Source organism: Serratia sp. KG1D (assembly GCF_037150675.1).
Classification (GTDB): Bacteria; Pseudomonadota; Gammaproteobacteria; order Enterobacterales; family Enterobacteriaceae; genus Serratia; species Serratia nematodiphila.
In genome coordinates, this window is the sequence record NZ_JBAGIH010000001.1 from 723,867 (window position 1) to 738,414 (window position 14,548).

Annotated in this window: 11 protein-coding genes; all 11 read left to right on the top strand. The window is 38.8% G+C overall.

What is annotated here, in order from left to right; all coding sequences use genetic code 11:
* Positions 1-108: 108 nt before the first annotated feature.
* Positions 109-1,626 carry a hypothetical protein gene (locus WFM45_RS03585; protein ID WP_311266221.1) on the top strand — a complete coding sequence of 506 codons (1,518 nt, stop codon included), beginning with the start codon at positions 109-111 and terminating at the stop codon, positions 1,624-1,626.
* Positions 1,627-1,652: 26 nt separating this feature from the next.
* Positions 1,653-2,636, top strand: a complete 984-nt coding sequence (locus tag WFM45_RS03590) for a polysaccharide pyruvyl transferase family protein (protein WP_336954622.1) — start codon at positions 1,653-1,655, stop codon at positions 2,634-2,636.
* Positions 2,637-2,890: 254 nt separating this feature from the next.
* Positions 2,891-3,976 (top strand): glycosyltransferase, encoded by a 1,086-nt coding sequence (locus WFM45_RS03595; protein WP_311266223.1) that lies wholly within the window; start codon positions 2,891-2,893, stop codon positions 3,974-3,976.
* 73 nt (positions 3,977-4,049) lie between these two features.
* Complete coding sequence (locus WFM45_RS03600; RefSeq protein WP_336954625.1) at positions 4,050-5,387, top strand: hypothetical protein; 1,338 nt, start codon at positions 4,050-4,052, stop codon at positions 5,385-5,387.
* A gap of 123 nt (positions 5,388-5,510) precedes the next feature.
* Complete coding sequence (locus WFM45_RS03605) at positions 5,511-6,650, top strand: polysaccharide export protein (RefSeq protein ID WP_311266225.1); 1,140 nt, start codon at positions 5,511-5,513, stop codon at positions 6,648-6,650.
* Positions 6,650-7,087, top strand: a complete 438-nt coding sequence (locus tag WFM45_RS03610) for an arsenate reductase/protein-tyrosine-phosphatase family protein (RefSeq protein WP_336954628.1) — start codon at positions 6,650-6,652, stop codon at positions 7,085-7,087. The genes WFM45_RS03605 and WFM45_RS03610 overlap by 1 nt, the downstream gene beginning before the upstream one ends.
* A 12-nt stretch (positions 7,088-7,099) precedes the next feature.
* Entirely contained in the window at positions 7,100-9,259 is a 2,160-nt protein-coding gene (gene wzc, locus WFM45_RS03615) for a tyrosine-protein kinase Wzc (protein WP_336954630.1), read from the top strand.
* Positions 9,260-9,356: 97 nt separating this feature from the next.
* Positions 9,357-10,424 (top strand): glycosyltransferase family 4 protein, encoded by a 1,068-nt coding sequence (locus WFM45_RS03620; protein WP_336954632.1) that lies wholly within the window; start codon positions 9,357-9,359, stop codon positions 10,422-10,424.
* 13 nt (positions 10,425-10,437) lie between these two features.
* Complete coding sequence (locus WFM45_RS03625) at positions 10,438-11,541, top strand: glycosyltransferase (RefSeq protein ID WP_336954635.1); 1,104 nt, start codon at positions 10,438-10,440, stop codon at positions 11,539-11,541.
* Positions 11,542-11,773: 232 nt separating this feature from the next.
* The gene (gene wcaJ, locus WFM45_RS03630) at positions 11,774-13,165 is read left to right on the top strand and encodes an undecaprenyl-phosphate glucose phosphotransferase (protein ID WP_311266230.1); all 1,392 of its coding nucleotides are present in this window, start codon (positions 11,774-11,776) and stop codon (positions 13,163-13,165) included.
* 42 nt (positions 13,166-13,207) lie between these two features.
* Positions 13,208-14,536 carry a cellulase family glycosylhydrolase gene (locus WFM45_RS03635; protein WP_336954637.1) on the top strand — a complete coding sequence of 443 codons (1,329 nt, stop codon included), beginning with the start codon at positions 13,208-13,210 and terminating at the stop codon, positions 14,534-14,536.
* Positions 14,537-14,548 lie beyond the last annotated feature (12 nt).

Below are 14,548 nucleotides of genomic sequence, written 5' to 3' on the forward strand. Positions count from 1 at the left end.
GGCGGAGTAACATAAAGCATGTTTGTTCACTTACTTTTTCTCTAAAATAGTAAAGCAGAGTTAACTCCATGGTTCATATCTTTTCATTACTTTATGAGAGAACGATAAGTGGTCGATAAAAAGTTAATGGCAAAAAATACCTTCATGTTGTATGGTCGCATGTTGCTAATCATGTTTGCAACATTCTATACATCCAGAATGGTCTTGGAAGCCTTAGGTGTTTACGACTTTGGATTATATAGTCTTGTTGGCAGTATAATCGTTCTTTTTTCTTTTATTCAAAACGTGTCCGCGCTTGCGACACAGCGCTTTTTATCCGTGGGTTTGGGAAAAGGGGATTTTAATTGGGTAAATAGAGTATTCAATACGAGTATTCTTGTTCATTTAATTATCTGTGCTTTGATTCTGCTCTTTGCAGAGACCTTAGGTATGTGGTTCTTGCTGAATAAGCTGAAAGTCCCAGAGTCGCGACTATACGATGTGTTTTGGGTTTATCAGATATCGATTTTTTCTCTACTTTTCCAGATAATGCAAACACCATTTATTGCATCGATGATTGCATGTGAAAAAATGGATCTTTTCGCAAAAATAGGTATTTTTGATGCATTTCAGCGATGGTTCATGGTGTTCTTGTTTACGCTTTTTGGTTTTGAGAATAAAATAATCTGGTATGCAATATTTCTTTTGATAGGCTATTCTTTAGTATTCTCAGTTTATTACTCATTCTGTACAAGTAGACTAAGTATATGTAAAATAAAACTGAGAGTAAAAGAGAATAATAATTTGCTTAAGGAGATGTTCTTTTTTTCTAGTTGGTCAATGATCGGTTCATTAAGTGTTGTTGGACTATCACAGGGAATTGCTTTATTAACTTACTACTTTGTTGGGGTGGTCGCGAATGGATCGATTTGGCTCGCAGAACAGATATTAATTGCGTTTAATCGCATTATCGGCACGTTGCAGACTGCTTTCAATCCTCAGATTATCAAACAGTATTCTAAGGATAATCAACAAGAAGTTGCCTCATTATTATCACTATCTTGCAAGCTTACAGCATTTGTTGTAATGATTTCAGCCATACCTGTTTATCTTGATGCGAAGACGATTGCAGGAATTTGGCTCAATAACGTTCCTGATTACCTCATTGATTTGATAAAGATTGTCGCTATTTATATTCTTGTTGACTCATTGTCCGGGCCTTATGTTACGACAATTTATGCTGTTGGAAAATTGAGAAATTATCAATTAATAGTATCGGGTATTATGCTTATTTCCCTGTTTATGACTTTCATCATGTATTATGCGGGGTTCTCTTTATATCTGGCAGTGTCGTCAAGGATTGCATGCGCATTTTTGCTACTGGTATTTCGGGTTCTTTACGTTAAAAAAACAGTTGGCATTAATGCCAGGGGTTTTCTGTTCAATATCTTTCCAAAATTGATAATAGTTGCTGCAATCTCAATGTTCGCAAGCGATTATTTGAATGGCCATATTCCAGATGGAATAATAGGCGTATTCATTCTGACGGCGATCAATGCAATTATTGTTACTGTCCTTTTCTTTCTGTTTGTGTTACGCGCAAGTGAGAGAAAGAATATTTATGTTATGGTTAAGAAAAAATTTTAAATACATTGTTTTTATAAGGTGGAACTATGAGTGCTAAGTATGGTGTTTTAACTTACGAAAGTGATATTTATATCAAACGGGATTGGATAAATCTGGGCGATTACGTGCAGAGTACGGCGGCAAAACAATTTTTTCCTGAGGTAAATGAATTTATTCCGCGAGATCACATGAATGCTTACAGTGGTGATCCTGTAAAAATGATAATGAATGCTTGGTACATGGACCTGCCTGAAAACTTTCCACCGTCCGAAGAAATTAATCCACTTTATGTCTCTATTCATATTAACTCGACTATAGCAGAAAAAATTTTTACTCCAGCCTCTATTGAACATTTTAAAAAGTTTGAGCCTATCGGCTGTAGGGACTTTTATACCCGAGACATGCTGCGTGCAAAAGGCATTGATGCGTATTATTCAGGGTGTATGACACTAACATTAGGCCAGACTTACAAGCGTGATAATGTTACTGATGATGTATATTTCATTGATGTCATGTATGATTCTATGTCTTTGCCAGAATTAATCCGTCAGCCTCTTCGTTTTGGCAAACGTATTCTAAATGGTCGTGCATTTGAGTTCTCGCACCGTAAAAAGATTTTGAATAAATACTTTGATGAAGAGCTATTAGCAAACGCCAAATTTGAAACACAAATTCTGCCCTATATTTCTGCTCAGGAAGGTTTCAAACTGGCAGATGAATTTTTAAGACGATTATCCAACGCTAAATTAGTAGTGACATCTCGCATTCATACTGCTCTCCCGTGTCTCGCTATGGGGACACCAGTGATCTTTGTTAACGGCGGCTTTAAAAACAAGGTAGATAACTGTCGATTTGATGGTTTGTTCGATTTCTTTAATAGAATTGATGTTAATAGTAATGCGGAGTCCACTATCAATTTTGATTTTAATGGTGAAAAAATCGGTATCGAGACTAAAATAAAAAACAAAGATGTTCATGTTCCATATGCGAAAGAGTTGATTGCTAAGTGCCATATTTTTTCTGAAGGTTGAGTTAAATTTATGTTTTTATAAGGGCTGTATCCAAAAAGATTAATGTAACTAGCAGGTTGTTATTGATGTTTTTTTAAAAGCTTTTATAAAATATCCTGAGTGTTTTTGAAAAGTGAACCAATATAATAACCATCAATACTTATAATAGGTGGATCAAGCAGGGATGCTATCGATTCCCGATTATTTTTGTTGCTATGATTGCCAATGGTTCTTCATCAGTAGCTTACTGTCAAGTTTATAACTTTGAGGTCAAAATGATAGAAAAAGACGAACTGGTTTCTTTTCACAAAAAAGGGGAGAAAACAGGCGTTATATTTACATCGATGATTATTGGCGGTCATGAAATAATGACGCTTGCTATTATTGAACAAATCCTCACTGATAACCCGGAATGTTCATCTGAAATAATTTTATATATTCCTTTTGACAATACTGCGCTGATTGATAAGGTAAAGAAAAAAGGCTACCAATATCAAGTTTTCTTTGTGGCGCATCGCCGTATGGAAATAGTGCATGCTTTCTTGAATTTCAAATTCTTGGGAGAGTGCATGAAGGTTCTGAAAAAGGTAAAGGCAGAAAACGATCACATAGTTTTGGTTCAGGGAGATATTCAACAAGGCTCCGGATTTATAATAGCTTCAAAGTTAACGGGTACCAAGTTGACTTCCTATATTCCTTTCGCACATAGCTATAAAGTGATGAATGCACCAGGGTATAAGATAAAAGACACTTTAGCCAATGTAATATACAGGATGTGCAATGAATACATAACTATATCCTCCTGCTTTAAAGATGACTTATTGTTGCTTAACCCTAAAGCCAACGTTCATTTGATTAAAAACTCGGTACCGAAGAGCACGAGAAAATATATCTCTAGATGTCTTGGAAAAGAAGATGTCATAAATATATTTATTATAGGACGTGTGCATATCCAACAAAAAGGACATGATATCCTTATAGATGCGCTAAAGAATATTTACGATTATAAAATTCGTCTTAATATTGTAGGTGATGGGCCCGATAGAGATACCGTTATAGCAAAGGCGGAGACTTTACCACCTAACATAACGCTTAAATACTTTGGTTGGGTGGATGATTGCTGGTCAGTTGCTGACTCGGCTAATGTTCTGGTTATCCCTTCACGCTATGAAGGTGTGCCTTTGGTCATGCTTGAAGCAATTGAGCGAGGTTTGCCTGTGGTAGCCGTAGCGAGAGACGGTATGAAAGATTACTTGCCTGCAGATTGGCTCTACGCGCCTGGTAAGGATGAGAGTGAAGCGCTAAAATTGAAATTGAGCGAAATTTTTCATAAAATTACCGACATGAAAAATTTCAATTAGGCATGTGGGGCTACTGGATGTTACTATTTGGTAAATGTGCGACACTTTTTTTTTCCAAGCTGGCAAGAATCGTATGAATACTGCAGAAAAAAAACTCACAAAATTTGCTCTTGCGTGTTTGTTCATGTTTACCTTTTCTGGGGTCATGTCACTGATCGCTGTCAAGTACGACAACATGTTGTTGAAAATATGGAAGGAAGGGTTAATTATCACGCTTTTTTGTGTGAGTTTGGTGATGTTGGTTTTTAGAAGAGAGGTTCCGCTTACAAAAATAACTGTCTTCTTCATTCTTTTTCTTCCATTTATCGCCATCTATTTTCTTTTATCAATAAACATCAATCCGTTACTCGTTGCTTATCAGATTAAAAATGATGTTGTTCCTTTCTTGTTTGTATTTTCATTATTTCTTTTTTTGAGAACTGATGAAGGGAAAATAAATTTTTATCATAAACTAATAAGATTGATTATAATCACGGCTTTGATAAATTCTTTCTTTATATATATTGAAAGTTTTTTCTCTGATGTTTTCATGAGTTATTTGAATATTGAAGATCTGAATAATGAAGGTGGTAAGTCCGGGGTTCGTCTTGATAACTCTCTATGGGGGTTACGAGCTATGGGGACGATGACATCTTTCATTAACTCAGGTACATTGACTTTTTTTGGCATAGTATGTGTTTTAGAAAGTCGCCAGTTTAAATTTACGACTAAAGTCCTGTTTTTGTCGATTTTGACTTCAGCAATGATTCTGACTACATATAAATCAACAATGATTGCATTGGTGTTTTATTTTGCGACGAAATTTTTTTACTCTGTATTTAAACGAGTGAAAGGTGCTAAGCTAATTTATCCTATTTCAGGTTTTTTAATATTTTGCTTGCTGGCATTTACCTTTAACTCAATGAGTATTTACAATCTTCTTTCTACGGGAGAATATAAAGAAGTTGCCTATAACTCCATCTATAACCGTGTTATCCAGCATGAGGATATTATTAACGAGATGGAGTCGAAAAATGGATTTTATACTGGGGTTGGCGTTGGCACTAACGGTACTATGGGGCCGGATCAAAAATTAAAGGTTTCGAGCAAACCCCTCGATAGTACTTACATTTATATCATGAGTAACTATGGGTTCATAGGTGTTATAATCTATATACTTGTACTCATGAGTGTTTTTATATATCTAAGCACCTTTAATCGTAGGTTTGATAATGTTGCACTTGTGATGGTCTTTTATACTTTTAGTACAGAGTTTTTTATAAACAACATTTTTGCTAACTTTCCGTGCAATATTATATTTTATAGTGCCGTTTTCATGAGCATGACTTTGAAGAAGAATGGACCTGGAAATATTGTATTGCCACAGAACAGGCAGAGCACGGCACGTCAGAACTTCGTCACGAACGGTTGATGTAAAGATGCTTTAGCTTAGCCGTAGACACCTTGCCTGGTCTTCGGCAGTCATTTATAGTGCTAATCAATTTGATTGGCATGAGGCCTGTTCATCTCATTTTGATTGTCCTGGATGATAGTTATGTTAAATAATCAGATAAAACAACTTAGTGTTGCATTGAGCTGTATCCTTCTTGCCAGCTGTACGGTCGTTCCTGGTCAGCACTTAAACTCCAGTGATAAGGCCATAGTGCAACAGCAAGATGAAAATTACGATCTAGACAAAGTGGTTAATGTTTATCCGCTTACGCCCAAGTTAGTTCAAAAGTTGCGCAGCAAACCCATTATTGCACAACCTAATCCACTTCTGGATAGAGAAATTAGCAACCATGAATACCGGGTTGGCGTTGGCGATGTATTGATGGTTACAGTTTGGGATCACCCCGAATTGACCACTCCTGCTGGTACATATCGCAGCGCAAGTGACACAGGAAACTGGGTTCATTCCGACGGCACGATCTTTTATCCGTATATAGGTAAAGTGAAAGTTGCGGGAAAAACTGTCTCGCAAATTCGCCAGGAGATAACTAATCGTCTTAAGCAATTTGTCGAAAGTCCTCAAGTCGATGTTAGCATTGCTGCTTTTCGCTCGCAAAAAGTTTATGTTACCGGCGAGGTGAAAAATTCAGGGCAGCAGGCAATTACTAATATACCTCTCACCATTCTTGATGCAATAAATGCCGCTGGTGGATTAACGGAAAATGCAGATTGGCGGAATGCTGTCCTAACTCACTCAGGAAAAGAAACGACTATATCTTTGCGAGCGCTAATGCAAAATGGTGATTTGCAACAGAACAGATTACTTTCTCCTGGTGACATACTTTATGTTCCGCGTAACGATGAGCTGAAAGTGTTCGTTATGGGGCAGGTTGGCCAGCAGCAGACTTTGAAAATGGACCGCAGTGGAATGACATTGACCGAAGCGCTTAACAATGCCGGTGGTGTTCAGCAAACGACTGCAAACGCGACAGGGATCTTTGTTATTCGTCCAAATAAAGATGCGGAGCAATCAGGTAAAATTGCCAATATCTATCAATTGGATGCCAGTGATGCCTCTGCCATGGTACTAGGTACTGAGTTTGAGCTGCATCCTTATGATATTGTATTTGTCACAGCAGCCCCTGTCGTACGTTGGAACCGCGTAATTGGTCAGTTGATTCCAACAATTACCGGCGTACATGACGCTATTGAAGCGACTCGCCTGATCAGGAATTGGGACTAATGAAATTTAATTCTATTCTGGTAGTTTGTGTGGGAAACATATGCCGTTCCCCCACTGGTGAAGCACTTTTACGAGAACGTTTGCCTGGTGTAAAAGTTGCTTCTGCGGGGATTCATGCGTTAGTTGGTGAAGCTGCAGATGAAAGTGCTGTTTATATAGCAAATAAACACGGAGTATCTCTCGATGACCATGTTGCTCAACAATTGACTGGCTCCCTTTGTCGCAATTACGATCTCATTCTAACTATGGAAAAGAGGCATGTCGGGGCCATCGCGAGAATTGCACCTGAAGTTCGAGGGAAAACTATGCTATTTGGACATTGGTTGGGGCAAGTTGAGATTGATGACCCTTATCGCAAGAGCCAAGAAGCTTTCGAGCATGTTTTTCAGTTATTGTTGCGTTCTGCAGACAAGTGGGCGCAGTCATTAACATCTTAATACGAGATTTTTATGTTAGATAAAGAAACTCCTCAGGGACAAAAAGAGCAAAATGAAGAAATAGACCTGCATCGCTTATTTGCCGAGTTATTAGCTAATAAGTGGCTGATCACTGCAGTAACCGGTCTTTTTGCTGCTGTATCATTGGTGTATGTAATTTTTGCTACACCTGTTTATAAAAGCACTGCACTGATACAAGTAGAAAAAAATACAGGTACGTCTTTACTGAATGACATTTCTTCTATGTTGCCCGATAGTCAGCCACAGAGTGATGCTGAAATTGAGTTGATTCAATCTCGCATGGTGGTGGGAAAAACAGTGAAAGATTTGGGATTGGAAACTCAAGTCACACCAGAGTATTTTCCTATTTTTGGAAAAGGGTGGGCGCGTTTGACATCGCAAAAGCCAAATGAAATTGCGCTCTCGCGTCTCTCGGTTCCAGATTCGCTGATTGATGAAGAATTGACTCTAAATGTTTTAGACGAAAATAGTTATCAATTAGAGTTTAACGGTGATGAAGTACTGCAAGGTAAAGTAGGTAAATTAGCCTCGGCGAATGGTATCTCGCTGTTGGTAAGTGACATCAAGTCTAAACCTGGCACGAAATTCTCTGTGATAAAAAGAAGTGAGCTACGCGTTCTTGAAGACATGGGGCAGAACCTTACAGTCGCCGACAAAGGTAAAGATACTGGTGTATTGGGATTAAATTACACGGGCGAAGATCCTGCTCTCATTAAAAAGATTCTCAGTAGTATTAGCCATAATTATCTGCAACAGAACGTAGAGCGTAAGTCAGAAGAGGCTGCAAAGAGCCTGAAGTTTCTTGAACAACAATTACCTCAAGTTCGGGCTCAGTTAGATGATGCTGAAAATAAACTAAACGCCTATCGCGAGAAAAAGGACTCCGTTGACCTTTCGCTTGAGGCCAAGTCGTTGTTGGATACTGTCGTTGGTGTTGAGTCTCAATTAAATCAATTGACCTTGCGTGAAGCCGAAATATCTCAGCTGTACACTAAAGATCACCCAGCCTATCGTTCCTTAATGGATAAGCGGAAGACTTTGGAAGGAGAGAGAGATAAGTTAAATAAGCGTATTAGCGCGATGCCAGCGACGCAACAAGAGATTTTGCGTTTGAACCGCGATGTCCAAGCGGGGCAGGAAATATATATGGCTTTACTGAATAAGCAACAGGAACTTAGCATCAGCAAAGCTAGTACTATTGGTAATGTGCGAATTGTTGATGATGCTGTGACATTACCAAATCCAATTTCACCTAAGCGATTTTTGTTAGTCTTCTTAATCACTATTATTGGCGCATTCTTCTCTGCAGGTATTGTGTTCCTCAAGGTTATCTTGCATCGTGCTCTGCAAAACCCTGGGCAATTGGAAGAAATTGGAATTAACGTTTATGCCAGCATTCCTATTTCTGAAATTCAACAGAAAAAAGATCTTATGTTGATCAGAAGTAAAAATCGGCTCCGCCAAGATGGGTTACTGCTCGCCGAAGCTAATCCCGCAGATCTGGCAATTGAAGCAATACGTAGTCTGCGAACTAGTCTGCACTTCGCCATGCTAGAAGCTAAAAATAAAGTAGTAATGATTTCCGGTGCATCTCCTGCAATTGGTAAAACATTTGTTTGTGCTAACCTGGCAGCAGTGATCGCCCAATCAGGCGAGCGTGTGTTATTGATTGATGCTGATATGCGTCGCGGACGGTTGCATGAAGTACTTAGCAATGATAATCAATACGGACTGTCTAGTGTTCTTTCTGGTCAAGTACCGCTGGATAAGGCAATCAGTGCGACAGAAGTGGCAAATTTGGACTTTTTGCCGCGTGGCAAAGTACCGCCTAATCCTTCTGAACTATTGATGCACGAACGTTTTTCTGAATTCGTCAAATGGGCTGCGGAAAATTACGATATGGTCTTGATTGATAGCCCACCAATCTTGGCTGTAACTGATGCATCCATTATTGGACGGTTGGTGGGTACCAGTATGATTGTTGCTCGTTATAATGTGACGACGTTGAAGGAAATTGAAGTGAGCGTTAGACGCTTTGAAAACAGTGGCGTTCACATTAAAGGCGTAATTTTCAACGCTCAAGAGCGCAAGTCTGCTGGTTACTATGGCTATGGTTACTATAACTATAGTTACGAGAGTAAAAAAGACTAATTATTATACGAGCTGATTAGAATGAATTAGCTCGTATCTCCACTTGGTTTAATCACCTCTCCTGGATAAACAGTAAAAATATATCAGGGATTTTCGTATGTTATATGTCAATGCAAGATTTCTTACGCAGGAAATGACTGGTGTTCAACGATTCGCGGAGCAAATATGCTTGGCATTAATTAAAATCAGAGATGATATTGTGTTTGTTGCTCCAAAAGGGATATTAAGAAACCCCTTCCCCGAGGGGGTGAATATAAAGATAATCGGTGAGAGAGCTGGGCATTTTTGGGAGCAAGTTACATTGCCGAGCTTTTTAAAAGAAAATGGTTCTCCATTATTGCTAAATCTGTGTAGTACAGCTCCCATGTTCTATAAAAATCAGATTGTCACTCATCATGACATTACTTATAAGCGATACCCTCATAGTTTTTCTAGAAAATTTCGCTTGATGTATAATACGCTAATACCATTAATGCTCCGGAACAGCCTCCATTTAATTACAGTAAGTGAGTTCTCGAAACGAGAAATAAATAAAGCCTATAAGTACCCCTCTGAGAAGATCAGCGTTGTATATAATGCTGTTAGTGAGGTATTTGTACCAAATGCAGAAAATAGAAAATTTTCGAGTGGTAAGCCTTATTTGTTGGCAGTTTCATCTCCTAATTTTCATAAGAATTTTCATGGTATGTTGGAAGCCTACTCTTTATTGCCAAATAAAAACAATTTGTCATTGAAGATCATTGGGAAAACGGCGGAGAGCTTTCTTGCTCCAGAATTTAACGAAAAAATTCTGACTGATGAAAATATCCAGTTTTTAGGTCGTGTTGATGATGAGCAATTGGTCACGCTATACCAAAATGCGTTGGCTTTTGTGTTTCCTTCATTTTATGAGGGTTTTGGAATACCTCCATTGGAAGCTCAAGCCTGCGGTTGTCCGGTTATTGCATCTAATACTGCATCTATGCCGGAGGTATTGGGTGATAGCGTACTTAGTTTTAATCCCAATGATGTTCTTCAAATTCGAGATGCTATGGAAAAGGTCGTTGTTGACGATGCATTCAGAGATGAGTTGAGAGTTAGGGGTAGGGAAAATATAACTCGCTTCTCTTGGCATCATTCAGCAAGAATAGTTAATGACCTCGTGGCTGGTATGAATTTAAAATAATTGGTTGGGTGTAATGAAGATTTTTCACGCTGCGGAAACGATTAAAGGTGGTGTTGCCACCGTTATGCGACAAATTGCCATACATCAGGCAAAGAATGAAAATGTATCCCATATGATATGTTTGGTTCCTGAGGATCAGGCATCTGAGCTATCACCACTTAATATGAACAATATTGTTACTTTCAAGCGGACTGGGCGTAACCTATTATCTTTTGTCGCATTTACGAAAAGATTTGTTCAGCTTGTTTTAAAGGATAAGCCTGATATTGTTCACCTGCATAGTACATTTTCTGGTGTACTGGGAAGATTGGCATTAATACTTCTTTGGCCAGTGCGAAGACCCAAAATTGTATACTGTCCTCATGCCTTTTCATTCATTATTCCAGGCTCATCTGCAAAGAGAAAAGCCTATGCTTTCGTTGAAGTAATGTTGTCGAAAATAACCGATGCAATTATTTGTGTTAGTGAATATGAGCGCCGGCAAGGCATCAATCATGGCCTTCCGGAAAATAAACTTGTCGTTGTCTATAATGGTGTGCCGCAAGTAAAAGATGTGCAGCAGGTATACAAGAATCCTTATCCTGAGGGTGTTACCAATTTGTTGTTTGTTGGCCGTTTTGATTATCAGAAAGGTTTTGATATTTTGGAGCTAACAATGGGCATGTTAAAAGGCAAACCCTTTCATTTAACTGCGATTGGTGGCTCGGTGCACGGTTCCTATATCGAAAATAAGGAGCTGCCTCAGACCAGCTATACGGGGTGGTTGAGCGCTGATGAGTTGATTCCTTACTTTACCCATGCTGATATTCTGGTAATTCCTAGTCGGTGGGAAGGTTTTGCGATGGTTCCGTTGGAAGCAATGAGTTATGGTTTACCCGTTGTAGCCAGTGATTCCACTTCCTTGCCGGAAGTTGTAACAGATGGTCTTACCGGTAAATTATTCCCTTTATCGCGCCCTAAGGCACTGGCTGAATTACTCTCCAAGTATAGCGCTTCTGATTGGCGTATTATGGGAGAAAATGCCAGAGAGGAGTTTCTAAGGAAGTTTACTTCTGAAAAAATGCTTTCGAATACGGATAAAGTCTACCAGGCTATAATACCCTCAATGAAAATTTGATAATGATTTATTTTGATTATCGATACTGTTTATCAGTGACTCACGAATACAAAGCATCCAATATATTTAATGATTTGCTAGAGTATCTGGTCAACATGTTTTAACCCTCCATAATATTGCTTCGTTACTGCGATTTTAACTGTAAATTAATTTATTCAACATGTATTAACGCGATGTAATACGAGGTAGAAGCTGTCTAAACAGTGTTCATTATATTAATAGGTAAGGAAATATGAGTGCATTCCGACGTGGGGCAGTCCAAGCAAATTCTTCTTTAACATCTATATTGCAGAGATTCGTCGATATCTCCATTATGTTTTTCGGGTTGTATGTGGTTTGCACTTTTTCCGATAAGTCGTTTGAAGTTCAACACTTGTTAGTAGTGCTAGCTAACTTGGTCGTTTTCCAAATGATCGGAGGGATGACTGATTTCTATCGTTCTTGGCGCGGAGTGAGAGGAAGCCTCGAAATAAAAGCTATATTGATCAATTGGACTATGAGTTTGTTAATAACCTCTTTCCTTTTCATTTTTACGGATTATATTTCAAGCGAGCCAAGAATCTACGTTGAATGGTATGTGTTAGTTGCTCTTGGGCTGATCGTTGGACGTTATCTAATTAGAAAGTTATTAGGTATTCTGCGTAAACTGGGCTATAACACACGTAACGTTGTGGTCGTTGGTTCACTGCCTGTTGGTATCAAGCTGGCAGAAAGTTTATCTGAGGCGCATTGGATGGGCTTCAATGTGCTTGGTATTTACAATGATACATCTGTAAATAGTCAAACGTTACTATTTAAAGGAGGGATTGAGCAACTTATCATCGATGCTAAGCAGGGGGAAATTGACCGTATATATATAGCAATGCCTATGGAGCAAGAACAAGAAATAAAGAGGATAACGGCTGAACTAACAGATACCACTTGTTCTGTTATGCTGATTCCTGATCTGTTCACCTTTAACTTACTGCAGTCCAGAAGTGAAGAGATAAATGGAGTGCCCGTTATCCCACTTTTTGATTCTCCGATGAGTGGTGTTAATGCTATTATTAAGCAGATCGAAGACTTCACGCTAGCACTACTTATTATTTTATTTATCTCTCCGGTTTTATTGATTATTGCGTGCCTGGTTAAGCTAACCTCACCAGGTCCTGTTATATTCAAACAAAAGCGTTATGGCATTGATGGTAAAGCTATTGAAGTGTGGAAGTTCCGTTCAATGAGCGTCATGGAAAATGGCGACAAGGTTATACAGGCTACGAGAGGTGATTCAAGAATTACTCCTCTGGGCGCATTTTTACGTAGCACTTCTCTTGATGAGCTACCGCAATTCTTTAATGTACTGAAGGGGGATATGTCAATTGTTGGTCCACGTCCGCACGCAATAGCTCATAATGAGCAGTACCGTAAGTTGATTAGTGGTTATATGTTGCGACATAAAATGAAGCCTGGCATCACGGGTTGGGCTCAGATTAATGGTTGGCGTGGTGAAACCGATACCCTGGATAAAATGGAAAAGCGTGTTGAGTTTGATCTTGAATATATTAGGAATTGGTCTGTTTGGTTTGATTTGAAGATAATTTTCCTAACCGTATTCAAAGGTTTTATTCATAAGGCTGCTTATTGAAATTTTAATGATTAAACATCGACTCCCGGAGATTGTTGGAATATGCGGTTAATCAACAGGCGGAAATGTAGTAATCGTGTGGCTTTGTTTTTTATTTCTTTACTAGTTACTCCGTCCGTTTTTTCTTTTGAACTCGGAGTCTCAACTCATATGCGTAATTACCCGCGCGCTAATGAATTTTATCTTGACTTGATGAAGAAAGATGGGTTTAACTCTGTGCGCTTTGATTATGATTGGAGCCATGTAGAAGAAAATAAAGGAGTATACGAAGCCGGTCAGTATGTGGCGCGGAATGATGATGTTATCAACAACGAGCTGAGTAAGTATGGCTTTAGTGGTTTAGTGATCCTAGGGTATGGTAATAATCTTTATAATCAACCTAAAGGATATCCGAGAACCGGTAGGGCGACGGATTATCCAAGAACGCCTGAGGCTATAGCTGCATTCGCCAATTATGCTTACTGGGTAGCCTCTCGCTTCAAGGGTAAGGTAAAGTACTACGAAGTTTGGAATGAATGGCTGTATGGTACTGGAAATATAGCTAAACCCTTAGATATTCCTCCTCCAGAGGTTTTCTATCAGCTGGTGAAGCAGACTTCCGTGGCGATACGTAAAGCTGATCCTAATGCGATTATCTTGACTGGATCTTTTAACCCAATTACTCAGAGCTCAATTGATTGGTTTGATTCATTGATACGTTTGGGCATTCTTGATGAGATTAATGGCATTGCATTGCATCCTTATGGTTATCGTGCTGCAGATAAAAATTTAGGAACGCCTGAGGGTAATCTGGCGGTCATCGATAATTATGAGCGACATTTGAAAAATTCCTTCGGAAAGGAGGTGCCACTCTATATCACCGAGATTGGTGTTCCTAACTATAGTGGTCAGGGAGGGCTTGATTTCAATAGTTCCGCACAATTTGTTGTAAAATATACGTTGATGGCTAAGGCTAGACCGTATATTAAAGGGGTTTGGTGGTACGATCTAATAAATGATGGCACTAACCCACGGGTTAATGAGCATAATTTTGGCTTATACAATGCAAATGGTAGTGCTAAACCTGCCGCTATTGCATTACAGAGAATTTCCGCATTTTCTACTAAATATAAAGTTAAAGGCTATCAATCTTCACAAGATGGCCGCGTGAAAATTGAGTTCGTAAATGGTGATGAAAGTGCCTTGGTTTTCTGGAGGAAATCTAGCGACGATGTTAACAAAGCCTCAATGAGTTTCATGCATTCTCTTGTGCAAAAAAATAAAACAGAAATTCAGCCCTTTATCGAGATGAAAACCACAGACAGTTATGACATAAATAGTAGTACGCCGATTATCATACGATCAAAGGGAGATATTAAGTCACCCTGGTAAATCCCAAAATAA